General features: G+C 63.4%; 22 protein-coding genes and 1 pseudogene. 6 read left to right on the top strand and 17 right to left on the bottom strand.

Annotated features, from left to right (window positions below; translation table 11 throughout):
- Positions 1-63: 63 nt before the first annotated feature.
- From plsX to VIZ63_RS22505, 3 genes are read right to left on the bottom strand one after another with little or no spacing between them, the layout of a single operon-like run.
- On the bottom strand, positions 64-1,086 hold the full coding sequence (gene plsX / locus VIZ63_RS22515; protein ID WP_349261255.1) for a phosphate acyltransferase PlsX: 1,023 nt from the start codon (positions 1,084-1,086) through the stop codon (positions 64-66).
- Positions 1,087-1,131: 45 nt separating this feature from the next.
- Positions 1,132-1,323 (bottom strand): 50S ribosomal protein L32, encoded by a 192-nt coding sequence (gene rpmF / locus VIZ63_RS22510; RefSeq protein WP_331612062.1) that lies wholly within the window; start codon positions 1,321-1,323, stop codon positions 1,132-1,134.
- 46 nt (positions 1,324-1,369) lie between these two features.
- Positions 1,370-1,909 carry a DUF177 domain-containing protein gene (locus VIZ63_RS22505; RefSeq protein WP_331612061.1) on the bottom strand — a complete coding sequence of 180 codons (540 nt, stop codon included), beginning with the start codon at positions 1,907-1,909 and terminating at the stop codon, positions 1,370-1,372.
- A gap of 127 nt (positions 1,910-2,036) precedes the next feature.
- On the opposite strand from VIZ63_RS22505, the gene VIZ63_RS22500 reads away from it, so the two are divergent.
- Positions 2,037-2,642 (top strand): Maf family protein, encoded by a 606-nt coding sequence (locus tag VIZ63_RS22500; RefSeq protein ID WP_331612060.1) that lies wholly within the window; start codon positions 2,037-2,039, stop codon positions 2,640-2,642.
- Here VIZ63_RS22500 and VIZ63_RS22495 read toward each other — a convergent pair.
- Entirely contained in the window at positions 2,639-3,628 is a 990-nt protein-coding gene (locus VIZ63_RS22495) for an RluA family pseudouridine synthase (RefSeq protein WP_331612059.1), read from the bottom strand. The genes VIZ63_RS22500 and VIZ63_RS22495 overlap by 4 nt on opposite strands.
- 633 nt (positions 3,629-4,261) lie before the next feature.
- Between VIZ63_RS22495 and VIZ63_RS25720 the strand changes: the two are divergent.
- Positions 4,262-5,704 (top strand): annotated as a pseudogene (locus VIZ63_RS25720) (Rne/Rng family ribonuclease); the annotation flags it as partial.
- An 863-nt stretch (positions 5,705-6,567) separates the two neighbouring features.
- Here the strand turns inward: VIZ63_RS25720 and VIZ63_RS25715 are convergent.
- From VIZ63_RS25715 to VIZ63_RS22450, 9 genes are all read right to left on the bottom strand, one after another.
- Entirely contained in the window at positions 6,568-6,831 is a 264-nt protein-coding gene (locus VIZ63_RS25715; RefSeq protein ID WP_414703829.1) for a pentapeptide repeat-containing protein, read from the bottom strand.
- A gap of 124 nt (positions 6,832-6,955) precedes the next feature.
- On the bottom strand, positions 6,956-7,435 hold the full coding sequence (locus VIZ63_RS22485) for a low molecular weight protein-tyrosine-phosphatase (RefSeq protein ID WP_331612057.1): 480 nt from the start codon (positions 7,433-7,435) through the stop codon (positions 6,956-6,958).
- Positions 7,436-7,775: 340 nt separating this feature from the next.
- Complete coding sequence (kdsB, locus tag VIZ63_RS22480; RefSeq protein ID WP_331612056.1) at positions 7,776-8,543, bottom strand: 3-deoxy-manno-octulosonate cytidylyltransferase; 768 nt, start codon at positions 8,541-8,543, stop codon at positions 7,776-7,778.
- 3 nt (positions 8,544-8,546) lie between these two features.
- The gene (locus VIZ63_RS22475) at positions 8,547-8,735 is read right to left on the bottom strand and encodes a Trm112 family protein (RefSeq protein WP_331612055.1); all 189 of its coding nucleotides are present in this window, start codon (positions 8,733-8,735) and stop codon (positions 8,547-8,549) included.
- A 9-nt stretch (positions 8,736-8,744) separates the two neighbouring features.
- Entirely contained in the window at positions 8,745-9,776 is a 1,032-nt protein-coding gene (gene lpxK / locus VIZ63_RS22470; RefSeq protein ID WP_331612054.1) for a tetraacyldisaccharide 4'-kinase, read from the bottom strand.
- A 3-nt stretch (positions 9,777-9,779) separates the two neighbouring features.
- Positions 9,780-11,534, bottom strand: coding sequence for a lipid A export permease/ATP-binding protein MsbA (gene msbA / locus VIZ63_RS22465; RefSeq protein ID WP_331612053.1), 1,755 nt, complete (start codon positions 11,532-11,534; stop codon positions 9,780-9,782).
- Positions 11,535-11,547: 13 nt separating this feature from the next.
- On the bottom strand, positions 11,548-11,982 hold the full coding sequence (locus VIZ63_RS22460) for a biopolymer transporter ExbD (protein ID WP_331612052.1): 435 nt from the start codon (positions 11,980-11,982) through the stop codon (positions 11,548-11,550).
- 7 nt (positions 11,983-11,989) lie between these two features.
- Positions 11,990-12,607 (bottom strand): MotA/TolQ/ExbB proton channel family protein, encoded by a 618-nt coding sequence (locus VIZ63_RS22455; protein WP_331612051.1) that lies wholly within the window; start codon positions 12,605-12,607, stop codon positions 11,990-11,992.
- Positions 12,608-12,728: 121 nt separating this feature from the next.
- The gene (locus tag VIZ63_RS22450) at positions 12,729-15,008 is read right to left on the bottom strand and encodes a DNA internalization-related competence protein ComEC/Rec2 (protein WP_331612050.1); all 2,280 of its coding nucleotides are present in this window, start codon (positions 15,006-15,008) and stop codon (positions 12,729-12,731) included.
- Between the two features lie 151 nt (positions 15,009-15,159).
- Between VIZ63_RS22450 and VIZ63_RS22445 the strand changes: the two genes are divergently transcribed.
- Entirely contained in the window at positions 15,160-15,684 is a 525-nt protein-coding gene (locus VIZ63_RS22445; protein ID WP_331612049.1) for a DUF2062 domain-containing protein, read from the top strand.
- A gap of 182 nt (positions 15,685-15,866) precedes the next feature.
- Here the strand turns inward: VIZ63_RS22445 and lolD are convergent, their stop codons facing one another.
- The 4 genes from lolD to VIZ63_RS22425 form a co-directional block, all read right to left on the bottom strand.
- Positions 15,867-16,541, bottom strand: coding sequence for a lipoprotein-releasing ABC transporter ATP-binding protein LolD (lolD, locus tag VIZ63_RS22440; protein WP_331612048.1), 675 nt, complete (start codon positions 16,539-16,541; stop codon positions 15,867-15,869).
- 139 nt (positions 16,542-16,680) lie between these two features.
- A complete protein-coding gene (locus VIZ63_RS22435) occupies positions 16,681-17,925 on the bottom strand; it encodes a lipoprotein-releasing ABC transporter permease subunit (RefSeq protein ID WP_331612047.1) in 1,245 nt (414 codons plus the stop codon).
- A complete protein-coding gene (locus VIZ63_RS22430) occupies positions 17,918-19,183 on the bottom strand; it encodes a lipoprotein-releasing ABC transporter permease subunit (RefSeq protein WP_331612046.1) in 1,266 nt (421 codons plus the stop codon). Before VIZ63_RS22430 ends, VIZ63_RS22435 begins: the two co-directional genes overlap by 8 nt.
- An 83-nt stretch (positions 19,184-19,266) precedes the next feature.
- Entirely contained in the window at positions 19,267-20,196 is a 930-nt protein-coding gene (locus VIZ63_RS22425) for a sulfite exporter TauE/SafE family protein (protein ID WP_331612045.1), read from the bottom strand.
- Between the two features lie 209 nt (positions 20,197-20,405).
- Here VIZ63_RS22425 and VIZ63_RS22420 point away from each other — a divergent pair, with 209 nt between their 5' ends.
- From VIZ63_RS22420 to VIZ63_RS22410, 3 genes are all read left to right on the top strand, one after another.
- On the top strand, positions 20,406-20,681 hold the full coding sequence (locus tag VIZ63_RS22420) for a hypothetical protein (protein ID WP_331612044.1): 276 nt from the start codon (positions 20,406-20,408) through the stop codon (positions 20,679-20,681).
- 698 nt (positions 20,682-21,379) lie between these two features.
- On the top strand, positions 21,380-24,874 hold the full coding sequence (gene mfd / locus VIZ63_RS22415; protein WP_331612043.1) for a transcription-repair coupling factor: 3,495 nt from the start codon (positions 21,380-21,382) through the stop codon (positions 24,872-24,874).
- 206 nt (positions 24,875-25,080) lie between these two features.
- Positions 25,081-25,701 carry a CsiV family protein gene (locus VIZ63_RS22410; protein WP_331612042.1) on the top strand — a complete coding sequence of 207 codons (621 nt, stop codon included), beginning with the start codon at positions 25,081-25,083 and terminating at the stop codon, positions 25,699-25,701.
- The last annotated feature ends 13 nt before the right edge of the window (positions 25,702-25,714 follow it).

Genomic DNA, 25,714 nt, shown 5'->3' with positions numbered 1-25,714 from the left:
TTATCTACACGACCTGACCGTCAGGCGCCAGGCAAGTTCACCGCAGACCGGGCCAGCGCCTGACTATTGTGCCTGCGCTCTCAGCAGATCGGAGATCTGTGTCGGTACGCCCTTCTGGGCCTCGATCAGCGCGACGCGGATCGCATTGCCGAAGGACACCCCGTCTGCGCTGCCGTGGCTTTTGATCACGACCCCAGTGAGTCCGACCATACTGGCACCGTTATAGGTTCGCGGATCGAACTCGCGTCGCAATGAGCGAATCACCGGCCAGGACGCGAGCGCCCCGAGGTAACGCAACGGATTACGCGTGTATTCGGTTTTCAACGCACCAACAAGCATGTTGACCAGCCCTTCCATGGACTTGAGCGCCACATTGCCGGTAAACCCGTCCGTAACGACGACGTCGACTTCACCCGAGAAAATATCGTTGCCTTCGACGAAGCCGATGTAATTGAGCTTGCTCGCGCTCAAGAGCTGCGCCGCCTCCTGGACGACGCTGCCGCCCTTGGTCTCCTCTTCGCCGATATTGAGCAGACCAACCCGGGGATTGGCGACGCCGTGCATGTCGGACGCCACGACGGCTCCCATGACGGCGAACTGGAACAAGTGCTGAGCGGTGCATTGCGAATTGGCGCCGAGGTCGAGCATTTGGGTATGCCCATGGCGCGCGCGGATGCGGGAGATGATCGCCGGGCGATCGATGCCCTCGACCGTCTTGAGGACGAACCGGCCCGTGGCCATCAATGCGCCGGTGTTGCCGGCACTGACACAGGCGTCTGCTTCCCCCGCTTTGACGAGGTCGATGGCGACACGCATCGAAGAATCCTTCTTCTTGCGCAACGCATCCTGCGGCTTCTCGTCCATCGTAATGACCTGAGAAGCTTCCTGCAGTCGTATCCGATCGCCAAAGCGCCGGGCCGCATCGCTCGTCAGATGCGGTGCAACCGCATCGCTCCGGCCGACCAGGACGATGCGCAGGTCCTCCGCGCGGGCGAGCGCATCCAGCGACGCAGGGACGGTCACGGCCGGGCCGTGATCGCCTCCCATTGCGTCCACTGCGATCGTGACGGTCCGCCGTGTACCCAAGGTACGAGAATCAAGGGGTGCCGCGAGATCACGGCACGCTAAGGACTATTCGCTGTCGGACTTGCTGCGACTGGCGATTACTTTCTTGCCGCGATAGAAACCGTCCGGCGTGATGCGATGGCGCGTGTGGCTCTCACCTGAAGTCGCGTCCACGGAAATGGCGGGACGGCTCAGCTTGTCGTGAGCGCGGCGCATACCGCGGGTCGACGGGGTTCTTCGGCTTTTCTGGACAGGCATGACTGATCACTCCGTAGCAAACGTATCTGTTCGTCTCTGCAGCGCCTTAGCGCTTGCGCATCAGGTCGCGCAGATCCCCAAAGGGCTTCTGCGTAGGCTGGCTTTCGACCGGGGCAGGCTCGACTGCAGCAGCGATCTGCGCGTCGCAATCCTCCACCGGGTGCCTCGGCACGAGCGGCAACGCGAGCAGCGCCTGATCCTCTGCAAGTACCTGCAGATCGAGCCGTACCGGATCGGCCAGCACCGCTTCGTATCCGCCCGGCTCCTCGTCGAGATCCTTGGCCTCTCGCGCCACGATCAGCCGGAACTGCTCGTCCACCGGCAACTCGAACGGCTTCGCGCAGCGCTGGCAAGGCAATGCAATCGTTCCCTGCAACTCGCCATCGATCGCAATCCGACCTTCGAACCGCGAAAAGGCGAATCGGGCAGTAAGCTGCGAACCGTCCAGTGCGCCCGCATCGCGCAGTCGTGGCAGATCCGCAGCCGCAAAGCGTCGCTCAACCGTGGTTCCCGAATGCGCGCAGATCGAGGCGTCGATTGAATTACCGGCTAAAACAGCGGCTTGGACGCCATAGGGTCGCGACATGGGGCGCGTATACTAGCGGCGACCCCCCGGGCTGTCAAAAGAAAAAGCCTGATAAATGCTTGTTTTTCTAGGAGATCGATTCGCATTCGATCACCTGGAAATCAACCCTGATCCGGAGTCCGTCTGCATGACCCGACCTGCCGCCACCTCGAGCGCCACACGACTGGTTCTCGCCTCGACCTCGCAATATCGCCGCCAGCTGCTGGAACGCCTTGGAATCCGCTTCACGGTGGCCGCACCGGACGCCGACGAATCACCTCTGCCTGGGGAAACCGCTATCGACCTCGCCAGCCGGCTGGCCCGCTCCAAGGCCGAGATCGTCGCGCACCGGCATCGGGGCAGCCTGGTGGTTGGCTCCGACCAGGTCGCGCTCTTCGGCAAGGAAGTCATCGGCAAGCCGGGCAACCCCGAGCGCTGCGTCGAGCAGTTGCGCGCTTTCAGCGGCCAGCGGCTGACATTTCACACGGCTGTGCACGTCGTGAATTCAGATACGGGATCGAATGAAGGTCATATCGACGTGACGACGGTCCACTTCCGCAAGCTCACCCACGAGGAGATCGATCGCTATGTGGCCCGCGAACGTCCGGTGAATTCCGCAGGCGGATTCAAGGTCGAGGCACTCGGCATCACGCTGTTCGATCGGGTCGAGTCGCAGGACCCGACCGCACTCATCGGCCTGCCGTTGATCTGGCTATCGGGCGCATTAAGGCGCGCAGGATTCTGCCTTCCTTAAGAACCTTTGGCTTTCGTCGCCAGCGCGTCCAGCACCGACTGCAGCTCAGGCGGCAGCGGCGCCGTAATGGTGAACGGCTGACCCGCGCGCTCGAAGCTCAGCGAATGGGCGTGCAGGAACATGCGACTCAGACCGAAGGGTTTGAGCAATGCATCCCGCTCGCGATCGCCGTACTTCTCGTCACCGGCGACCGGATGCCCGGCGTGCGCGGCATGCACGCGAATCTGATGTGTACGGCCCGTTCCCAGATCGACATCGAGCAGTGTTGCCAGCTTGCCGAAATGCGTGACGGGTTTGAATGTCGTCACCGCGGCCTGCCCTTCTGCATGCACGCGCACGACGCGTTCACCGCCCTGCTTCTGGTTTGTCTTCAATGGCAGGTCGATGGTTTTCTTGCCGAACGGCCATTTGCCGCAGACCAGCGTCAGATAGCGCTTTGCCATCTCACGCTCGCGAAACATCGCATGCAACTCACGTAACACGGCACGCCGCTTCGCGATCAACAGGCAACCACTGGTCTCACGATCCAGTCGATGCACCAGCTCCAATTCCTTGAGTTCCGGATGCAGAGCTCGCAATGTCTCGATGACTCCGTGACTCAATCCGCTCCCGCCATGCACGGCGACACCGGCCGGCTTGTTGATCACGAGCAGGTCGCGATCGTCATGAATCACGGCTGCTGCGATGAAATCACGTAGCGATCGCGATGGAGAATCCGTTGGCTCACGCGGCTTGAGCTTGACCGGCGGCACGCGCACTCGATCACCCGCCACCAATCGATAGTCCGGACCGATGCGCTTGCTGTTCACGCGCACCTCGCCGCTGCGCAGGATGCGATACACGAGGCTGCGCGGCGCGTCCTTGAGAATCCGCAGCAGGAAGTTATCGATGCGCTGCCCGTCTTCGCCGGGGCCGGCTTCGAGCTGACTGACCTTGCCGGGATCGAGGCCCGTAATCGGGCGGGCAACAGCTTCCTGGGGCTTCATCGGGTCGGGGGTATCGGATCGCGTCGAGGTGGGCATTTGCTCTGGGCGCACAAAGTGTGCGTAAGCCATTGATTGAAAAAAGGTGGCCTGTTATATTCCGTCGCGATTTTCGCTGGCGTTCGCAGATCACGTAGCACTGATCGGCTGAACTCAAGCACCAACGCAGCGTTTCAAGGCCGTGCCCTACGGGCCAATTACCCCGGGGCCAGTCACAGGAGGCGTTGCATCTTAGTTGGTCCTGATGGGATCTGCTTCCCTGAAGATCCATGGATGATGTTCGCGCCGATCGTTGAAGACAGTTCCGGTCGACGCGCTTGCAGGTTCGTACGGCACCTCGGCCACAACTATTGGTGGCCCGACGCTGCACCCCTCCATCGCCAGGATTTCCGGCTCGCCACTTCCCCTCAAGGCCATCGCTCGGCCACGCGAACGGCGATGCCGGACCCGCAACTCGGGATCCGGGTCGACGCAGCGTCACTGAGCGGGCCCGCAGCGGCAGGATTAAAACAACGTGCAGGATACGAACCTGTGCCGGTAACTATCGGATGACCTCACTTTCCGATCGATCCTTTGCTCCTTCGCTGGCGTCCGCCTGGCGTGATTTCGTGGCCCCTGGTTATTCAGAAGGGTCTCATGAAGCGAATGCTCGTCAATGCAACTCAGGAAGAAGAGTTGCGAGTCGCTCTGGTTGATGGACAGAAAATCTACGATCTAGATATCGAAATACCATCCAAAGAACAGAAAAAATCCAACGTCTATAAAGGACGCATCACCCGCGTCGAACCCAGTCTCGAAGCCTGCTTCGTCGATTACGGCGCCGATCGCCATGGCTTCCTGCCGCTGAAGGAAGTCTCGAAGGAATACTTCAAGAGCGGCGGTGCGCCGGGCAATCGCAACATTCGCGAGTTGCTGGACGAGGGCCAGGAAATCCTGGTGCAGGTCGAAAAAGAAGAGCGCGGCAACAAGGGCGCTGCCCTCACCACGTTCATCAGCCTCGCTGGCCGCTTCCTGGTCCTGATGCCGAACAATGCCCGCGCGGGCGGCGTATCGCGTCGGATCGAAGGTGAAGACCGCGAGCAGCTGCGCGAAGCGCTCGATCAGGTGCAGATCCCCGAGGGCATGGGCGCGATCGTCCGGACCGCCGGTGTCGGCCGCACTGCCGAAGAACTGCAGTGGGATCTGGATAACCTCAAGGAAGTCTGGAATGCCATCGTCGAGGCAGCGCAGAGCAAGCCAGCATCATTCCTGATCTATCAGGAATCGAAAGCCATCATCCGCGCCCTGCGCGACTACCTCGCTGACGACATCGGAGAAATCCTCGTCGACAACCAGGAAGTCTTCAATGAAGCCCAGCAGTACATGCAGCGCTTCATGCCAGCCAGCCTGCGCAAGCTGAAGCTCTACGAGGATCCGGTCCCGCTGTTCACGCGCTTCCAGATCGAGAACCAGATCGAGTCGGCCCACTCGCACAAGGTCAATCTGCCATCCGGCGGTTCGATCGTGATCGACCCGACCGAGGCACTGGTATCGATCGACATCAACTCCGCTCGCGCCACCCGTGGCAGCGATATCGAGACGACGGCGCTCAACACGAACCTCGAAGGCGCCGACGAAATTGCACGTCAACTGCGCCTGCGCGACCTCGGCGGCCTGATCGTCATCGACTTCATCGACATGGAGTCGCAGAAGAATCAGCGCGCCGTCGAAGATCGTCTGCGCGATGCCGTGAAGCAGGATCGTGCCCGCATCCAGATCGGACGCATTTCGCGCTTCGGCCTGCTGGAGCTGTCACGCCAGCGGCTGCGCCCCTCCATCGGCGAAGCAGCTCATATCAACTGTCCGCGTTGTAACGGCATGGGCACGATTCGCGGCGTCGAATCCCTGGCACTCGCCCTGCTCCGTCTCATCGGCGAGGAGGCGCGCAAGGACCGCACCGTCAAGGTGATCGCACAGCTTCCCGTCGAAGTCGCGACGTACCTGATGAACGAGAAGCGCGAGTGGCTCAACAACATCGAGTCCAAGAGCAGCGCCGAAGTCGTTCTGGTACCCAACAAATACATGGAGACCCCGGCCTACGACATTCGCCGCGTGCGCGACGATGAATCGCAGTTCCCGGAGAACAACTTCATCAGCCACCAGATCCCGGTGGTACCGACGCCCTCCGTCCAGCAAAGCACGGTCGTCGATAAGCCGGTCGCCACCGCGGCGCCTGCGGTGCTCACCTCCGCCCTGCCGAGCATTCCCGCTCCAGCCAGCATCGCGATCGAAGCCGCTCCGGCCGCTCCGGCAGCAGCCGCGCCGGAAGAACAGATCGGCATCTTCGTGAAGCTTTGGCGCTTCTTCTTCGGTGGCGCGAGCCAGGTAGCTCAACCGGTGAAGCCGGAACCGCAGCCGCGCCGCGACAGTCAGCGTCGCGATCGGCACGAAGGACGTCCCAGCTCCGGCCGCGACCGACATGGACGCGATCGCGATCGCCCCCGCCACGACCAGAAGCCCGGCGATCGGCCCGCCCCGCAGGAAGCGCGTCGCGACTCGCAGCAGCGTCACGATCGCAAACCGCGAGAAGGCGGCGAAGCGCGCCATGAAGGCCCGCGCCCTCCGCGTCAGCAACAGCCGCAGGCGCGGCCCGAGCAGCGCGCGGACCAGCGCCCGGAACAACGTCCGGAGCAGAAAACGGAACTGAAGCCCGAGCTGAAGCCCGAACTGAAGCCGGAAGTGAAGTCCGAACGCCCGGAACAGCCGCAGGCGGCCAACCGCCCTGGCGAGCGTCCGGAAGGTGCAGCAGGCGAAGGTCGCGGCGAACGCGGTGGTCGCGGCCGTCGCGGCCGTCGTCGTCGCGGCGGTCGTGGTCGCGGTGAAGACCGTGGCGAAGACGGAGCGACTGGCGGCAATGCCAGCGCTGGCGAGCACGGCGATTCACCCGCCGCATCGTTCGACCATCAAGGCGGGGAATCGGCGGATGTTCGTAGTGAGGCACCGCGCAACGAGGCACCCCGCAGCGAAGTTCCTCGCAGCGAAGCGCCGCGTCGCGAGGCGCCACAGCAGAGCCTCGATCTGCCGCCAGCTGCGCCCGAACCTCGCGAACCCCGGACCGAATCCGCACCGCGCGAGTCACGGCCCGAGCCCTCGTCAGCGCCCGCACCTCGCGCAGCCGAGCCCTCTAACAGCAGCCCGCCTGCGCCCGAAAGTGGCCAGCAGTTCACTGTGTGGTCGTCGGGACCCGGCAGCAGCTCGAGCTCCTGGGGCGGAGCGCCCGGCACCACACCACGCCGGGACGAGTAATACGACAGCAACGCGAGGGGCCTCCCCGGCCCCTCGCCCACGCTGTTACTTCGAATTGGCGTCGCGACTCAACAGGTCGCTGAGCAAGCCCTCAGCCGCCTGCTCCAGCAGGTCCAGCACTTCCTCGAAACCTCGCTCGCCGCCGTAATACGGATCCGGCACCGCATTCGTCCGCGCGTCAGGCGCATAGCTCATCATCAACGCCAGCCGATGGTGATACGTCGCATCGAAACGGCGGCGTAGTTCATCCAGATTTTCGTCATCCATCGCCAAAATCAGATCGAAGCGCTCGGCGTCGCGCGCATCGACCGCTCTCGCCCGCAGGCCCGACAGGTCGATACCGCGCCGTCGCGCCGCCGCAATCGAACGCGCATCGGGTGGCTTTCCGACGTGATAGTCGTGCGTGCCGGCGGAATCGACCTCGAAGCGCTGCTCCAACTGACGCTCCATGAGCAAGCGACGGAACACGCCTTCGGCGGTAGGGGAACGGCAAATGTTTCCAAGGCAGACGAAGAGGATGCGCATAGGCTTGGATGCTCAAAGAGTGAATATCCGGAACATGGGCGTCGTGTCGTCCGCCGACACCCCTCGTGAAGACATATATTAGCGATAGGCCGGGGGCCCTGGCATCGGTAGAGCATTGCCTTCACACGGCTGCGGTCGCAGGCCCACATCTGCATTCGCTACCGCATTCCTGCCACCCGCGAACGCAACCATGCCGAGTGCGGGCGCCGTATCTTTGTTCAGCGGGGTCGGACTTTCCCGCGGGCTCCCTTCGATCGGAGTCGAACCCTGCGGAAGTAGGGACAGTCTGAGTGATTCTCTGTAGGACCAACTTTCCCGTGGTAAAGCCGCACCCGGAAAATCAGACCGGGTGTAATTGCGCGCGTACGCGCTCGAGGTCCTCGGGCGTGTCGACGCCGACACCCGGCACTTCGCTGGCCACACTGACCGCGATCTGCATTCCGGTCTGGAGCGCGCGGAGTTGCTCCAGTCTCTCGGTCATCTCTAGATCGCTGGGCGGCATCGCGGTCAGCGAACGCAAGGCCGCGACACGATAGGCATAAATGCCGAGATGACGCTGCGCGCCCTGAATGCTGGTCTGGCTCGTCAGTCCCCGTGAGGCACCGTCCCGATGCCACGGGATCGGCGCGCGACTGAAATACAGCGCGAGCCCGCTGCGGGCCGTGACGACCTTGACGACATTCGGGTCGAGAAATTCGTGGAGGCTGGTGATCGGCGTACTCAGGGTCGCGATATCAGCCGCAGGCGTTTTCGCCAGCAGTTCCGCCACCTGATCGATCAGCACTGACGGCAGCTTCGGCTCGTCGCCCTGCACGTTCACGACGATGGTGTCGTCGGACCAGCCGCGCTGCGTCGCAACCTCGGCGATGCGATCCGTTCCTGATTGATGATCGGCCCGGGTCATGATGCCGACGTTGCGTCCCGACCTGTCGATAGCAGCGGCAGCAACGCGTTCATCATCGGTGGCGACGAGAACTTCATCTGCCCCGCTTTTCCCGGCGGCAGCAACGACCCACTGCACCATCGGTCGTCCGCCGATGTCGGCGAGTGCCTTGGCAGGCAACCGCGTGGACGCGTAGCGCGCGGGGATGACGACCTTGAACGACATGGGTCAGTTCTGCAGCAGTGCGTCGGTCGGCTCCAGCCGCGTCGCCTCGTCCTCCAGCATCACGGGAATGCCGTCACGGATGGGAAACGCCAGCCGATCCGCGCGACAGACCAGCAGCTGCCGGGACTTTGAGTACTGCAGCGGTCCCTTGCAGACCGGACACGCCAGAATATCGAGAAGCTTGGTATCCATGAGCGAAGCTTAACCCGTTCGCCGGGACGCGCCCATAACACGCTCGAGCAGTGCCTCGACCCGGGCGAGATCCGCTTCGGCCACATCGATATCGAGCCGCACAGCCCAGTGTCGATGATCGGCGAGATCGCGGCATTTGACTGCATCCTTCTCTGTCATCAGTACGGGCGCCTGATCACCGAACTCGATATCCGCGCGACTGAACGCTGCGTGATCGGGCAGCGCTCGCCCCTCTACGCTGAGTCCCGCCTGCCGCAGGCCATCGAAAAAAGCCTGAGGATTGCCGATACCGGCCACAGCATGGACAGGCGAGCCTGCGAAAGAACTCAGCGCGCGCCGTTCACCGCTCCGCAGCGCAATTGCATCGGCGAGACGCGCCGTTGCAGTCACCGATGTCGCTCCGCCGGACGCCATCCGACCAGCATCAGATCGTTGCGTGCTGACGATCAGATCCACCGTGTTCAATCGCGATGCGGGTTCACGCAACGGTCCGGCAGGCAACAACCAACGATTGCCGAGGCCCCGCTGCGAATCCATCACCGCAATCTCGCCATCGCGTGCCAGGCGATAGTGCTGCAGCCCGTCGTCGCACAGCACGATGGCTGCGCCGCGTTCGATGGCGCGCGTCGCGGCAGCAACGCGATCAGGCCCTGCAACCACGATCGCACCGGTGCGCGACGCATGCAGCACCGCTTCGTCCCCGACTTCTTCGGCGGACGTATCCGCATGGACATCGCGAGGCCAGTGCGTCGAGCGACCGCCGTAGCCACGCAGCACGATACCGACCTGAATGCCCCTGGCCTGCAGCCATTCGGTCAGCCAGATGACAAAAGGGGTCTTGCCGGTGCCGCCGACGGTGATGTTGCCGATCACGAGGACGGGCTTACCGACCGTGTGTGAGCGCAGTAGCCCGACCCGGTATGCCGCCCGACGCAGCTTCACGACGAGCCAGAACAGCGCTGACAGCGGCAGCAGCAGAACGAGCAGCCAGCGCGCCTGCCCGCGGTACCAGACTTGTTGCAGGAACGGGTCGGCCTTCACGCGTCAGGCGCTGAATTGCATGCGATGCAGCGCGGCATACTGGCCGTTGCGCGCCACCAGCTCGCGATGCGTTCCGGATTCCACGATGCGACCAGCCTCCATCACGAGGATGCGGTCCGCTTTCTCCACCGTCGACAGGCGATGTGCGATCACCAGTGTCGTGCGATCGAGCATCAGGCTTTCCAGCGCGCCCTGGATGATGCGTTCCGATTCCGTATCGAGGGCCGAGGTCGCTTCGTCGAGAATGAGAATCGGCGCGTTCTTCAGCAAGGCGCGTGCGATGGAAATACGCTGCCGCTGTCCGCCGGACAGCAGCACGCCACGATCGCCGACGACGGTGTCGAGACCTGCCGGAAGTTCGCGCACGAACTCCAGTATGTGCGCCGCGCGCGCGGCGCTTTCGATCGCCTCGCGCGTGGCATCGCGTCCGAAGGCGATATTGGCGCGGATCGTGTCATTGAAAAGCACGACGTCCTGACTGACGAGCGCGATCTGCTCGCGCAATGCGCGCAGCTCATATTCGCGGACATCGTGGCCATCGACGCGGATCGAGCCCGACGTGGCGTCATAGAAACGCGGCAGGAGGTTCACCAGCGTCGACTTGCCGCTGCCGGAGCGTCCGACGATCGCGATCATTTCGCCGGGCGCCACCTCGAAGCTCACGCTGTTGAGGGCGGTCCCGGTGCCGGCCGGATAGACAAAGTTGACGTCTGCGAACTGGATCGCTCCGCTGACACGTTCCGGCTTGAAGGTTCCGCCTGCGGGCTCCGCGGGTTCGTCGATCAGATCGAAAATGCTCTCGCCCGCGGCGATGCCCTGCTGGATGGGACCAGCAACGCTCACCAGACTGCGCAACGGCTGCGCGATCTGCGTCAGGGCCACCAGGAACGCCAGCAGATCGCCCATGCTCATGCGATTGTTGATCGCATCGGAGATCGCAATCGAAAGCACGAACGCCGAACCGAACGACATCACCATCTGCACGACCGGGTTGGACAACCCCTTGGTCAGCACCAGCCGCATGTTCGAGCGTCGGTTGTGTTCATTGACCACCTCGAACTGCGCGTTCTTGTAGTCCTGGGCGTTGTACACCTTGATGACCCGGGGCGCCTCCAGGGTCTCCTTGGCGACACTCGTGACATCACCCATCGAGTCCTGAATACGGCGGCTGTAGCGGCGGAACTTGCGATTGATGATGGTCACGAGCCACGCCACGATCGGGCCCATCGTCAGCGTGATCAACGCCAGGCGCGGGTTCAGATAGATCAGCAGAAAAATCGAACCGAACAGCGTCAGCGATTCACGCACCGCGACGGTGATCGAGTCGGTCGAGGCCTGTCCCACCTGCTCGGTGTTGAATGTCAGCCGCGAGAGCAATGCACCCGTCGAATTCCGGTCGTAGTAGCCGACCGGCAGCTGCGTCACGCGCTCGAAGATCTGGGAACGCAGGCGCTTCACGATGCGGCGACCCACGTAGCCCATGCAGTAGGTCTGCGTGAAATCACCCAGGCCGCGGAAAAAGAACAGCACGATGAGCGCGATCGGCAGCAGCACGATAGTGCGCGGATCGCGTTGCTCGAAGGTGCCGTCACCGAAATACTTGGCGAAGATGGTGAAGCTCACCATGCTCGCCGAATAGATGGTCGCACCGAACAGCCCCAGCGCGAACATGCCCCGGTGCGGTTTCAGATAGGTGAGCAGGCGGCGATAGATCTGCCAGCTCGAAGAAGCCTTGGACCGGTGTTCCGTAGATGTCATGGGAAAAGAATCGTTAGGGCGTCGACGTGCCGACGGCTTCGTTGACGGTCGCCATATTGATGCCGCGGAAGCCGAGCCGGCCGACCACGTCCATCGCCGTCACGACCGACTGGTGGGTGGTACGCGCATCCGCACGAATGGTGACGGGATTGTCGCGCTCTTCGCCCGCGACCTTCGCGATGGCGGCCGACAGGGTCGTCTGGCTGTTGTTGAGCAGGGTCTTGCCGTTCACCCGGTACTCGCCCGACGCCGTTACCGTGATTTCGATCGGCGCACTTTTAACTTCAGGCGGCGCTTCCGCGCTGGCTTGCGGCAGCTGAATCTCGATACGAGACTCATCCACGAACGTCGTGGACACCATGAAGAAGATCAGCAGCAGCAACACCACGTCGATCAACGACGTGAGATTCAGTTCGGGTTCTTCGTCCTGGGAAGGCCGGAGCTTCATGAGGGTGTCATGCGCCGCGGCCTTCGGTATCGTCGATGGCCTGCACCAGCTTGATGGCCTCCTTCTCCATCTGCACCACCAGGCCGGTTACGCGGCCTCGCAGGTATTTGTAAGCGAGCAGCGCCGGAATCGCGATCGTGAGGCCCGCAGCCGTGGTGATCAGCGCTTCGGCGATGCCGCCCGCGAGCACCATGGGATTGCCCGTGCCCTGCGTGGAGAGCGCGTTGAATGTCTTGATCATGCCGGTCACGGTGCCGAGCAGTCCGAGCAGCGGCGACAGCGAGGCGATCGTCCCCAGCGTACCAATGAAGCGGTCGAGCTCATGGACGACGTGACGGCCTGCATCCTCGATGCTTTCCTTGATGATCGCGCGATCGCGATGGCGGTTGGCGAGACCGGCCGCGAGGATCTTGCCCAACGGCGAATTCTGCTGAAGCGCATAGACGTGCTTGTCGCTGATCTGGCCCGACTCCACCCATTTCCAGACCTTGTCGGTCAGCTCGGCGGGGACGACGCGTCGCGCCTGCAGGGTCCAGAGGCGTTCCAGAAAAATAGCGGCGGCGACGATGGAGGCCAGGATGATCGGCACCATTACGATGCCGCCGGCTTTGACGATTTCGAACATGCGGGTCTTCGGTTGTCAGGCCTTTGTTGTCGGCGCGCATACTAACATTGACGCCCCAACCGAGTCTGATGACATCCGTCACTCATTCTGCGGATCAGGCAACGAAATCCGGCCGGTGCACTTAAGGTTCTCGCGCACGCCAGTAACGTGGATGTTCCTGACGGAATTCCCGGGGCGGCCGCACGCCATCCGCTGCCACGTCGATCTCGATGGCGCCGCTTCGCGGCGTGGAAAATACGCGCGCCCCACTGCCCTGCCAGCGTTCGACGACATCCGGCTTGGGGAAGCCCCAGCGATTGCGATAGCCGACCGCGAACAGCACGAAGCCCGGCGTCGTTGCCTCGACGAACACCGGTGTCGACGATGTCCGGCTGCCATGATGAGGCGCGACGACGATATCGATCTGTCCGAGTCCCGCCGACACGAGCGCCGCCTCGCTCTCGTACTGGATATCGCCGGTCAGGAGCGCGTTGCCGCCGATGCCTGACACCCTGAGGACACAGGACGACTCGTTATCGGAATGACCCGCGGCGTCCGGGGCCGGATGCAGGATCTCGAAGTCGACCGCATCCCAGCGCCACGCCTGACCCATGGCACAGACATCGGCCGGCATCGATGCCTGACTGACCGACGGGCCGGCCAGCAGCCGCTCGACCCGCATGCCGTCGATGATGGACACCATGCCGCCCTGATGATCGAGATCGCCGTGACTGACCATCAGCGTGTCCACCTTGCGCAGACCCTGGCTGCGCAGATACGGCAGGACCACCATTTCGCCGGTATCGCGGCCGCTGCGGAAGGCCGGACCCGCGTCGAACACCAGCACGTGCGAGTGAGTACGCACGACGGTCGCGAGTCCCTGCCCGACATCCAGCAACGTAATCCTGAAGTCACCCTCGCCTGGCGCTGCGGGACGCCAGATGAGCGCCGGCAGGCAGAGCAACGCCGCTGCAGCACGGGTCGGCGCAACTCCCGGCAGCACGAATGCGAGCGCGCCGCACAGAAGCGCAAGTTGCACAGGCAGCGGCAACGCCGGGAAATGCCACATCGCGAGCGGCAGCGCGGCCGCCTGCTCGAATGCCGGCCAGATCCAGTTCAGCAATTGCGCAACTCCGGAAAGCACCAAAGCTCCCGCCGGCATCCACAGTGCAGCGAGCAACGATCCCGCCAGCAGCAGCGGCACGATGATGAGCGTGAACAACGGCACGGCGATCGCATTGGTCAACGGTGAGATCAGCGACAGGCTGCCGAACGCCGCGATGACTGCGGGGACGAGTCCGATGGTGACCGCGAGCTGCACGCGAGTGAAATTCTGCAGTACGCCGTCGCGTTCACGACGACCACTCGTCGCCAGCAGGATGACCACCACCGCGCCGAAGGACAGCCACGCGCCCGGCGCGAGCGGCGCCAGCGGATCGATCAGCAGAATGACCAGCAGTGCCAGCGCCAGCGTACGATCGATCCCCCATTCCCGTCGCAGCAACCGCGCCGCAAATGCCACGCACAGCATGGCCAGCGTCCGCTGCGTCGGGACCGACATGCCGGCAAGCAATGAGTAACTGAGCGCGCCCAGGACGCCGCAGATCACTTGCCCATGGATTGCCGTCAGTCGATACCGTTGTGCGCGCCGCCAGCGAACCAGGCTGCCTCCCGCCCAGGCTGCGAGCGCGGCTACCATCGTGATGTGCAGGCCGGAAATCGCCATGAGATGCGTCATGCCGGTCGCCGCGAACACCCGCCACTGCGCTGCGGACATGGCCTGCGTTTCCCCGACGGCCAGCCCCTGCAGGATGCCGAGCATCGGATCGTCGCCGACCGCACGATGTATACGCGCGGCCAGCCACGACCTCACCCGCAGCACGGCATAGCGAGTCTGGGGCGGCGACAGTCGGCGATTGCGCGAATCGTCTCTGACGTAGCCGGTGGCGCCGACTCCCTGCCGGAACAACTGCGCTTCGTAGTCGTAGCCGCCCGGATTCGCAAACCCGTTGCGACGCTTGAGCCGCACGTTGAGTTGCCACGACTCGCCGGGGCGCGGCAGTTCACCAGCGTCGTACCAGGAGAGTCGGATCCGCGAGGGCACTCCAGCTGCGGCCTGCGTAACGACGAACTCGAACTGCACATCGGTGCCTCTTGCATCGGGCAGCGAGGCAATATCGCCGCGCACGAGCAGGTCCTCGCCTTCGAGTTGCGACGGCAGATCGTCTGCAAGACGTGATGCCGCGCCGAACCAGGCCCACGCAAGCCCCAGGACCAATGCCGTAACGACTACCGAGCGTAAGGCGAGCGCCGTACCCAGCAGCAAGGCCGCGGCCAACGCCCATGGCCACGGGTCGGGCAGGCCCGGCAAGGCGTGGATACAACAGATACCGATGAGAAATGAGACTGCGAATCGCAGCATGTCCGCCTCCCTGCGGAACGGGAACGTGCTTCCCTGCTGATGCCAACGCGCCGACCTGCGATACTTGCGCCCCCACTGAACGCCTCGGCAGGCGCCTGCAGACGCAGGGCTACTTTGCCTGAAGCCTGCGCACGGTCCAACTGCCTGTCACATGCCCCGACGCATTTTCAAACCCCTCAGCCGGCAGCGTCATCGCTGGAAGGAACGCTGGTTCATGCGGCCCTTCCGGCTGCTGCTGGAGCATCCTGTCTACTGGTCGCTGAACCGGCGCAATGTCACGCGTGCGTTCGCGCTCGGACTGTTTCTCGCCTTCTCACCGGTACCGCTGCACATCGTTCTGGCAGCTGTGTCCGCGCTGGCGCTGCGCCTGAACATTCCGGCCGCCGTGCTGGGCACCCTGATAACGAATCCGCTGACCATCGTGCCGCTCTATATGTTCGCCTACTGGGTCGGCTGCATGCTGTTGGGTATCCATCCCGAACCGATGCATTTCGAGCTGACGTGGAATTGGCTGTCGACGGAGCTGCTACCGATCTGGAAACCCTTCCTGCTCGGCTGCTTCGTGATGGGCTGCGTGAGCGCAACGCTGGGCTACGTGCTGCTGGGCACCGTCTGGCATCTGGGACTGGTTCTCAAATATCGCGCGCGCAAGGCAAAGCCAAGAACTGACGCCTAGACCAATGGCACTTAGCCAAGCGTCGCAGTAAGCACAGCAAAGAAGAACCGGAGATTTCCACCGGGTACACGGGAACACACGGGGTCAGAAGAACGCATCCTTTCCTTGCCCTCACCCCGTGTCACCCCGTGGAGACTTCTTATCCTTGGATCTGGAGTGCGTGCACTGCAAGCGCCATCCGCCTAGACCAGCTTACCGTCCTGCAGCGTCAGGGTTCGCTGCAGCTTGGCGGCGAGTTCCGGTGCATGCGTCACGATGATCAACGCCGTGCCAAGTTCGCGGTTGAGTTCCAGCATCAAGTCGAATACCTGACGCGCATTGTTGCCGTCCAGATTTCCTGTCGGCTCGTCCGCCAGCACGACGTTGGGATTCGTCACCAGCGCACGCGCGACTGCGGTGCGTTGCCGCTCACCTCCCGACATCTGCGCCGGTCGATGCTCCAAGCGCGATTCCAACCCCACTCGCTTGAGCAATTCGCGCGCTCGCGATTTGGCTTCTTCGACGGATGTACGTCGAATCAGCAGCGGCATGGCCACGTTCTCGAGCGCGCTGAATTCCGGCAGCAGATGATGAAACTGATACACGAACCCCAGCGAGCGGTTGCGCAACTCGCCGCGGGCCGCATCGGTCAGATCGCTCACCGACTGACCCATGATCTTCACCTGGCCGGAACTGGGCAGATCGAGTCCGCCCAGCAACTGCAGCAGCGTCGTTTTACCAGAGCCGGAAGCGCCGACGATGGCCAGCCGCTCACCCGGCGCAACCTCGAGCTCAACGCCGTTGAGCACATCGACGCGCGTATCGCCTTGCTGGAAGTGCTTGGTCAGCGCGGAGCAGGAAAGGACGGGAGAGGACATTGGGAAAACCTTTGCAGGGCCGGCTGGCTAACTGGCCAACCGGCCGACTGGCCAGAAAGAACAAGAAACGCACCTGCGATCGGCACCGCTTCGGACTCCGGCCCGTTGGCCAGTCGGCCGGTTCGCCAGTTGACCGATCTCACTCATGCCTCAACGCCTGCGCCGGTTGCGTCTTGGCCGCGCGCCACGAGGGATAGATCGTCGAGAGACAACACAGCCCGAAGGACGTCAGGCTGATCTTGAATACATCGGCCCATTGCACTTTCGCCGGCAGGTCGCTCATGTAGTAGACCTTGGCATCCATGAACTGGATACCGAGCAGCGACTCCAGTCCATGCACGAGATTTTCCAGGTTCACGGCGATCAGGACGCCCAGCGCCACACCACCGAGCGTGCCTATCAGGCCGATCGCGGTGCCCTGCGTGACGAAAATACCGAGGATGCTGCGCGGCGTCGCGCCGATGGTCCGCAGGATCGCGATATCCGATTGCTTGTCCTTCACGACCATGACGAGCGTCGCGATGATGTTGAACGCAGCGACTGCCACGACCAGCAGCAGGATCACGAACATCACGGACTTCGTGAGTTGAATGGCGCGAAAGAAATTGGCGTGTTTGCGCGTCCAGTCGTCGATGTAGTAACCGCCGCCCAGCGACGTGGCCAGGTCGCGCACCACGCGCGGCGCAACGAACATGTCCTTGAGCTTGAGCCGCAGGCCCGTGACTTCATCGCCCATCCGGTACAGCTTCGCGGCATCGGCCATGTGCACGTAGGCCAGGTTGCGATCGAACTCGTACATTCCTGACGAGAAAATAGCCACGACCTTGAAGCCGCGCATGCGGGCCATGACGCCCGCTGGCGTGATCACCGGCTGCGGAGTCGCAATGACGACACGATCGCCCAGAGCGACGCCGAGCGCCTTCGCCAGTTCCGAGCCGAGCACGATGCCGTACTTGCCGGCCGCCAGATCGTCAAACGAACCGGCTGAAATCTTGTCGGAGATCGCCGAGACTTTGTGCTCCTGCTCCGGCAGCACACCCGTCACTGCCGCACCGCTGCTCTTGTCGCGTGCGACCAGCAGCACCTGATCTTCGACATACGGCGCTGCCTCGAGGATCTCCGGATTCTCCCGCGCCCTGGCCGCGAGCCCCTGCCAATCGGCCAGACCCGTGCCGAATCCGCTGATCGACGCATGCGAGGTCAGGCTCAGAATGCGGACACGCAATTCCTGCTCGAAACCATTCATGACCGACAGCACGACGATCAGTACGGCCACGCCGATCGCGACGCCGAGCATCGAGATCACGGAGATGAACGAGATGAACCGATTGCCGCGGCCCGCGCGCAGGTAGCGCCGGCCGATGAGCAGTTCGTACCTACTCATAGCGCAACGCCTCGGCCGGTTCGGTGGCCGCACCGCGCAGCGCTGGATAGATCGTCGCCAGCACCGTGAGAATCAGCGCTGTGCCTGTGATCGCGATGACCTGCGGCCAGTGAACCTCCGACGGCACCTCGGTGATGTAGTAGACCGTCGGATCGAAGATATGGACTCCCAGCATACTCTCGAGCACCGGCACGATGCTCTCCACGTTGAAGGCGAGCAGCAATCCAAGCAGGCATCCCAGCAGCGCGCCAAACCAGCCGATCACGACGCCCAGCGTGACGAAGACCGACAGGATCGCGTGCGGCGAGAGCCCGAGAGTGCGCAGGATCGCAATGTCGGTGCGCTTTTCGTTCACGACCATCACGAGCGCAGAGACCGTATTGAACGCAGCCACCGCGACCACGAGCATGAGGATCAGCGACATCATTTTTTTCTCGATGCCGACAGCGCGAAAGTAGCTGGCGTTCTCGATGGTCCAGTCGCTGATATCGAAGCCGCCGCCGAGTTCGGTCGCGATCTGTCGCGCACGCGCGGGCGCAGCGAATACGTCGGCGAACTTGAGACGCAGACCGGTCGGCGAACCGCCGGTTCCGGCAAACGCCGAGGCGTCTTCCAGGCTGACGAGCGCCAGCAGCGTGTCGTGTTCCTGCAATCCCACTTCGAAGATCCCAACGACCTTGAATGTCTGGATGCGAGGTGTGAGATCGATGCCCGCGACCATGCCCTCACCCGCCGCGGACCGGGTGGGAACGAGCGCAGTGATTTCATCGCCGACGCGCGCCTCGATCGACCAGGCGAGCCCCGACCCGAGCACGATGCGCTGCTCGCCGGGAACGAGCAGGTCGAGCGATCCCGCCGTCATGTGCGCTGCAATGTCAGACACCTGCGGTTCGACCGACGGATCGATGCCGCGAATCAGCGCGGGACGCAACTCCTGGCCGCGCCCGACCATGCCCTGCAGATCGAGATACGGCGCCACGCCGGTCACGCCGGGTTCATGTCGGGCCTTATCCGCCAGCGCCTGCCAGTCGCGCATGCGTTCGGGGGGCGCAGCGAGCGTTGCATGCGATGCCGGGCTCAGCAATCGCGTCCGCAACTCCGACTCCAGTCCGTTCATGACTGAAATGACCGTGATGAGCGCGGCCACCCCGACGCAGATGCCAAGCATCGAGATCCAGCTGATGAACGACACGAAGAAACCGCGACCGCGGCTGCGCACGTAGCGCAGGCCAAGAAACAAGGGCAGCGGATGGAACATGCGTCGGCTGAGTGGGTCCGTGGAGTTGTTGGAAGCCGACGCAGCAGGCGGGCAGCGTCCTTCGGCTACGAATGCGCGACGGATTATAGGGGTTCCACGTCCCCGCGCGGTACCTGCATTCGTGCGCCGAAAGCGCCGCGCAGCATCAGGATGCCGGCGTAGATGGTCACGACCACCACCAGCCATCGCAGCCAGAACAGTGGCAGCTGTTTCACGATGAACGCAGCGAGCAGGACGGCTGGCACGCCACCCATCAACAATCCCAGCGCAGCGCGCAGATCGTAGCGGCCGCTCGCGGCGAAGCGCGATCCCGCGACGGGCATGAGAAAGCCGCAGGAGCCCATCATGATCGGAAACGCAGCGATCGGATTCATGCCGAGCATGCTGACCAGGATCAGGCACGGTGCATACAGTCCAATGCCCAGCGTCATGAAGGCGCCCAGGATGAAATTCACCGCGACGGCGAACGCAAGCGCCGCGCCGCGCAGACCGGACGCAGCACCGCCCGCGGGAAACAACTGCAGATTGGCAAGCAGGAACAGCAGCGACGCTGCCAGCAATGCGATGCCCATGCCGACCCGAATGGCTCGCTTCGGCAACCGCGTCACGATACCGGCGCCGAGCCAGGCGCCTGCGGTTGCCGCGGCTAGCATCGTCACCAACGTCAATGGATCGACGTCGATGACGGCGATGAAAATCAGCGCCTGCAGCAGCGTCGGGAGGACATGACCGACGTTCAACGTGCCCGGAATCAGCTCGTCCGGCACGACTCGCAGCAAACGGAACAGCGCCGTCGTGGGCGCGAAAGAGCCGATGCCGAGGGTGTCGAAGAAATTGGTGACGAATCCGATCGCCACTCGCAGCGGCGACGGCATCACACGCTCACCGCTGCCCTTGCCCCTGGCACGGCCCTGGCCAACTCGCGCAGCGGTCCACCAACGCCAGCCAAAGAGGAGCGCCAGCAAGACCAGCAGACCGAGCAGGATCTGGGCAGTGAAACTCAGGGTCATCATTCCTTGGGTTCATGACCGCGGTTCGGCACGACCGCTCGATGGGAACCTTAGGGCGGAACGGGCCTGAAAAGCCAGCGGCATTCCCTTGGCAGGCCAGTCTTCCGGCGTCATGGGAAAGTGTGACCTGGGGCACCAAACCACGGCTGCGCGCTTGGTCCTTATGTAAGCGCTGCTATAGAGTGAGTGCGTTGTTACCTGGAGGGTTTCCCATGCGCTCTGCGCCCTGGATTGTTGCCACACTGGCCGCGCTCGCCCCCGCGTTCGCGCCCGTGAATGCCGACGAACTTCAGATGCCCGCGTCCACGTCAGCGAGTTCCAGTACGCCGAGCCGTGGCATGTCGATGGATAAGGTCGAAGCCGCCTTCGGCGCCCCGGCCAACCGCGAGGCCGCCGTCGGTCAACCGCCGATCACGCGCTGGGAATATCCCGGCTACGTCGTCTACTTCGAGAACAACATCGTGCTGCATACGGTGATCAAGGGCTAGGAAAGCGGTTGGCGGTTAGTTCAGAACACGAAGGCCGGCATTGCCGGCCTTTTCATCTGGCGACGGCAGCATCATGGCCGCGCGCGCCTGTCGGCCGTGCGACGGGAGGAGGCTGCGCCGGAAATCACCCGGAGAGGTGACGAGGACGGGTGAGGGGCTTGGCGAGACCTTCGGTAGGGTTCACCACGGCATTGAAGCGGTCGCCGCAGCATTTGTGCAGTGGCGATCTGTCGTGGTGATTCGCTTCGCACACCGCGCTTGAGTCGCGCCATCCTGATTTCAGAGCAGCCACTTGCGTTGTGTTTCCCGGTTCTGACCGGGTCCGCCAAGCTCCTCACCCCATCCTTCCCGTCGCAGAGCGCGCGCTGCTGACGGTGACGTGTCTTCTTCGGGGTCCCCTCCTAATGCCCATCGAAGCTGCTGAGCGCCTTGCGTCCTTGCCGGCTTTCGGGGCTGTCGAAAACAGGATGTTTTCGTCACAGGCCCCAGGGATGGGTTCATGATGCCGCGGAATCCCCGGAGGGGGACGCCGTCCCCGAAAGCCGGCAAGACGCAAGGCCCGGACCCGACGCAGCGAGTAAGTCTCAAAAACCGCTGCTCTGGAGCCGCCCCGCCGCCACCTGTTACCCTGACCGCCCCTTCGGGGACGCCAACGCGTCCGCCCGAGTGTTTTCTATTTGCAGACGAAACCGAATCCGATGTCTCCCCACGACGAACCCCTCCTTCCCAGCAAGGCCCGCATGCGGGTGCGCTGGGGACAGCTCTACGGCTCCGCGACGTCGCTCTGGCTGGCCGAAGCCGCGCGTCGGGCATCCGCTCCGCTGCTGCTCATCGCCGCCGACGCGCGCCAGGCGAGCCGCTATGAAGACGAGCTGAAGTTCTTCTGCGAACCCGGTCTGTACATCGAGAGTTTTCCCGACTGGGAAACCCTGCCCTACGACCTGTTCTCGCCACACCCCGACATCGTCTCGCAGCGCCTGCGGATGCTGGCGACGGTACCGCGCCTGACCAAAGGGATCGTCATCGTCGACCTGGAGACCCTGCTCCAGCGACTCGCGCCGCACACCTATATCGATGCCCATGCCTTCGACCTGTCGGCAGGCGAAGTCCTCGATATCGAGAACTTCCGCACACGGCTCGCAGGCGCCGGCTATGTGGCCAGTTCGCAGGTGATCGCACCGGGTGAATTCGCGGTGCGCGGCTCGTTGATCGATCTGTTCCCCATGGGCAGTGCGACGCCGTACCGCATCGATCTGTTCGATGACGAAGTCGAGAGCATCCGCGTGTTCGATCCGGAGTCGCAGCGTTCCGGCGACAAGGTCCCCGCATTGCGCCTGCTGCCCGCCCGCGAATTTCCGCTCACCGCCGAAGGCATTCAGGCCTTCAAGCGTCGCTTCCGCAACCGCTTTCCGGGCGACCTCACCAAGATGTCGGTCTACCGGGACATCGCCGAGGGCTCGCCGCCTGCGGGTATCGAGTACTACCTGCCGCTCTTCTACGATTCGAGCGCAACCCTGTTCGACTACCTGCCGGCCAATACGCTCGTTGTCGCCGACGCGGAGATCGACTCGCTCGCCTCGCAAGCCTTTGCAGAAATTCAATCGCGCTATGAGCAGCGCAGCCACGACGCATCGCGACCGATCCTGACGCCGGCGGAAGTCTTCCTGTCGCCGGACGAACTGCAGCAGCGCCAGTCGTCGTTTCGACGCATCGATCTGTCGCGCGTCGAACTGGATCCGCTGACGCAGACGCTGCCGCATCAGAACTTCGGCACCAAGCCGCCGCCGCATCTGCGCGTGGATCCGCGCAGTGACGATCCGGCCCGTGGCCTCGCGGCATTCCTCATGGAGTTCAAGGGCCCCGTTCTGATCGCCGCGGAATCGGCCGGCCGCCGTGAAATGCTGCTCGACATCCTGCGCAAACGTCACGTCGAACCCGCCCTCGTCGATACCTGGGCAGGATTTCGCGACAGCGATACGCCGCTGGGCATCACGGTGTCGCCGATCAGCACGGGATTCGTCCTGGACCAGCCGCACGTCGCGCTCATTGCCGAGGAACAACTGTTCGGCGAACGCGCCCGTCAGGAGCGCCGCCGACGCCGGCCGGAACGCGATCCGGAAAAGATCATTCGCGATCTCACGGATCTGCACGCTGGCTCACCGGTGGTTCACGAGCATTACGGCGTCGGTCGCTTCCTGGGATTGCAGACGCTCGATGTCGGCGGGCTCACCAACGAATTCCTCGTGCTGGAGTACGCCGACAAGGACAAGCTGTACGTGCCGGTGCAGGCGCTGGACCTGATCAGCCGCTACACGGGAACGGCGCCGGAAAATGCACCACTGCACAAACTCGGCAGCGACGCCTGGCAGAAGGCACGCAAGAAGGCGGCACAACGCATTCGCGATACCGCGGCAGAGCTGCTGGACCTGTATTCGCGCCGCGCCGCACGCCAAGGCGAACAACTTGCGGCCAATGAAGACGAACTACGTGCCTTCGAAGCGGCATTCAAGTTCGAGGAAACACCGGATCAGGCCCAGGCGATCGAAGCCGTCATCGCCGATCTCGGCAGCGGCCGACCGATGGATCGTGTGGTCTGCGGCGATGTGGGTTTCGGCAAGACCGAAGTCGCCCTGCGCGCAGCATTCGTCGCCGTGCAGGCAGGTAAGCAGGTGGTCGTGCTGGTGCCGACTACTCTGCTGGCGCAACAGCACTACCAGACGTTCGCCGATCGCTTCGCCGACTGGCCGGTGCGCGTCGAATCGCTCTCACGTTTCCGCAGCAGCCGCGAGGTCGATCAGGTTCTGCAGGGATTGGAAGGCGGCCAGGTCGACATCGTCATCGGCACGCACCGCCTGCTGCAGGCGGGCATCAAGTTCGCGCGACTCGGCCTGGTCATCATCGACGAGGAGCATCGCTTCGGCGTCAAGGACAAGGAGCGGCTCAAGCAACTGCGCGCCGAAGTCGACGTGCTCACGCTCACCGCAACGCCGATTCCGCGCACGCTCAACATGGCGATGGGCGGCCTGCGCGAACTGTCGCTGATCACCACACCGCCGGTGTCGCGACTGTCGATCAAGACGTTCGTCTCGCAATGGGACACGGCGACCATTCGCGAAGCGTGCCTGCGCGAGCTGCGCCGCGGCGGCCAGGTGTATTTCCTGCACAACAGCGTCGACACCATCGAGAAGACGGCGCAGACGCTGGCCGAGCTGGTGCCGGAAGCGCGCATCGCTGTCGGCCACGGACAGATGCGCGAGCGCGATCTCGAGCAGGTCATGCTGGATTTCTATCATCAACGCACCAATCTGCTGGTCTGCACCACGATCGTCGAGAGCGGTATCGACGTGCCGTCCGCCAACACGATCATCATCGATCGCGCCGACAAGCTCGGCCTCGCGCAGCTGCATCAGCTGCGCGGACGCGTCGGCCGTTCGCACCATCAGGCCTACGCGTACCTGCTGACGCCGCCGCGCAATCTGATGACGGGCGATGCGGTGAAGCGCCTCGAAGCCATCGAGTCGCTCGAAGACCTGGGCGCAGGATTTACGCTGGCCACGCACGATCTCGAAATTCGCGGCGCTGGCGAACTGCTCGGCGAAGAGCAGACGGGCCAGATCCAGGAAATCGGCTATGCGCTGTACATGGAAATGCTCGAACGCGCCGTCACGGCGCTGAAGTCCGGCAAGATTCCTGACCTCGAAGGCGCCATGCACCAGGGTCCGGAGGTGGACCTGCACCTGCCGACACTGCTGCCAGACGACTACCTCCCTGACGTGCATCTGCGCCTGGTGCTCTACAAACGCATCGCTGCCGCTCCCACGAACGACGAGCTGCGTGAGCTGCAAGTCGAGATGATCGACCGCTTCGGCCTGCTGCCGGTGCCGGCAAAGAATCTATTCCGTCTTGCTCAGATCAAGCTGGCGGCCAAGGCGCTGGGATTGCGCAAGATCGACATCGGCCCGGGCGGCGGCTCCGTGACGTTCGAGAAAGACACGAACGTCGATCCGGCAACGCTGATCCGCTACGTCCAGCAGAACGCGCGCACGCATCGCCTCGAAGGCGGCGTCAAACTGCGCTTCACCCTGAACCTGGACACCGACGAGCGCCGCTTCGAAACTGCGGAGCAACTCGTCGAGGCGCTCGGCAAGAAGGCTCCGGTGGCTGAAGCAAGGCAAAGCGGGAAAAAGAAGTAGGAATTCCGGAGTGGGATTTCACACGGAGGGCACGGAGTACACGGAGGTCGGACACGCCGCCGCATACAGGGGCGGCACTGGCGGAATTGGAAGTCGCCCCCTGGTGATTCTCCGCATGCCCTGGAGATTCTTCGCCTCGTCCGACCTCCGTGCTCTCCGTGACCTCCGTGTGAACCTCTTCCTCCGTGCTTGCTACACTGCGACCCATGAACAGAATCGCAATCGCAAAAAACGCTGCGACCGCCCTGCTGGCACTGATCATCGGCTCCGCCAGCGCACAGCAGGCGGGGATGCAGTCCTACGACGTCGAGCTGGTCGTCTTCCGTAATCTGTCTTCGAATGCAACCAACGAGGACTGGTCGAAAGCGCTCGGCGCAACCTCACAGAACGTGACGCCGGGAGACGATGAAGAGGCAGCGAGCGGCGCAGCCATTGAAGTCGCACCGCCCGCCACCGCAACGGAATCGTTTCCCGCCCTGCCTGCCGGCAAGATGAAACTCGGCGCCATTGCCGAGCAGCTCAAGCGCAGCCGCGGCTATCAGACGGTGGCGCACTTCGGCTGGACGCAGCCCGGCTTTCCGCGCACGGAGGCGCATTACATGTCGATCGATTCGAAGATCGGCGCGGAAACGGGACTCACCGGCCGGGTCGCGTTGTCACGCGGACGCTACCTGCATCTCACGCTGGACCTGACGTTGCAACCTGCAGGATCGGGCGAAAGCTACGTGCTGCGGCAGACACGCAGAATGCGCAGCAACGAACGTCACTACATCGATCATCCGAAGTTCGGCGTGATTGCGCTGATCACGCAATCGGAAAGCCAGTGAACAATCAACGATT

This window comes from Povalibacter sp. (assembly GCF_036520495.1).
In the GTDB taxonomy this organism is placed as follows: domain Bacteria; phylum Pseudomonadota; class Gammaproteobacteria; order Steroidobacterales; family Steroidobacteraceae; genus Steroidobacter.
The sequence above is the reverse complement of the archived record's forward strand: the minus strand, read 5'-3'. Positions and strand labels throughout refer to the sequence as shown.

Coding starts and splice junctions, on each gene's coding strand:
- rpmF (WP_331612062.1), bottom strand. CDS start 1,323: ATGCCTGTCCAGAAAAGCCGAAGAACCCCGTCGACCCGCGGTATGCGC.
- VIZ63_RS22505 (WP_331612061.1), bottom strand. CDS start 1,909: ATGTCGCGACCCTATGGCGTCCAAGCCGCTGTTTTAGCCGGTAATTCA.
- VIZ63_RS22500 (WP_331612060.1), top strand. CDS start 2,037: ATGACCCGACCTGCCGCCACCTCGAGCGCCACACGACTGGTTCTCGCC.
- VIZ63_RS22495 (WP_331612059.1), bottom strand. CDS start 3,628: ATGAAGCCCCAGGAAGCTGTTGCCCGCCCGATTACGGGCCTCGATCCC.
- VIZ63_RS22485 (WP_331612057.1), bottom strand. CDS start 7,435: ATGCGCATCCTCTTCGTCTGCCTTGGAAACATTTGCCGTTCCCCTACC.
- kdsB (WP_331612056.1), bottom strand. CDS start 8,543: ATGTCGTTCAAGGTCGTCATCCCCGCGCGCTACGCGTCCACGCGGTTG.
- VIZ63_RS22475 (WP_331612055.1), bottom strand. CDS start 8,735: ATGGATACCAAGCTTCTCGATATTCTGGCGTGTCCGGTCTGCAAGGGA.
- msbA (WP_331612053.1), bottom strand. CDS start 11,534: ATGACATCTACGGAACACCGGTCCAAGGCTTCTTCGAGCTGGCAGATC.
- VIZ63_RS22460 (WP_331612052.1), bottom strand. CDS start 11,982: ATGAAGCTCCGGCCTTCCCAGGACGAAGAACCCGAACTGAATCTCACG.
- VIZ63_RS22455 (WP_331612051.1), bottom strand. CDS start 12,607: ATGTTCGAAATCGTCAAAGCCGGCGGCATCGTAATGGTGCCGATCATC.
- VIZ63_RS22450 (WP_331612050.1), bottom strand. CDS start 15,008: ATGCTGCGATTCGCAGTCTCATTTCTCATCGGTATCTGTTGTATCCAC.
- VIZ63_RS22445 (WP_331612049.1), top strand. CDS start 15,160: ATGCCCCGACGCATTTTCAAACCCCTCAGCCGGCAGCGTCATCGCTGG.
- lolD (WP_331612048.1), bottom strand. CDS start 16,541: ATGTCCTCTCCCGTCCTTTCCTGCTCCGCGCTGACCAAGCACTTCCAG.
- VIZ63_RS22435 (WP_331612047.1), bottom strand. CDS start 17,925: ATGAGTAGGTACGAACTGCTCATCGGCCGGCGCTACCTGCGCGCGGGC.
- VIZ63_RS22430 (WP_331612046.1), bottom strand. CDS start 19,183: ATGTTCCATCCGCTGCCCTTGTTTCTTGGCCTGCGCTACGTGCGCAGC.
- VIZ63_RS22425 (WP_331612045.1), bottom strand. CDS start 20,196: ATGATGACCCTGAGTTTCACTGCCCAGATCCTGCTCGGTCTGCTGGTC.
- VIZ63_RS22420 (WP_331612044.1), top strand. CDS start 20,406: ATGCGCTCTGCGCCCTGGATTGTTGCCACACTGGCCGCGCTCGCCCCC.
- mfd (WP_331612043.1), top strand. CDS start 21,380: ATGTCTCCCCACGACGAACCCCTCCTTCCCAGCAAGGCCCGCATGCGG.
- VIZ63_RS22410 (WP_331612042.1), top strand. CDS start 25,081: ATGAACAGAATCGCAATCGCAAAAAACGCTGCGACCGCCCTGCTGGCA.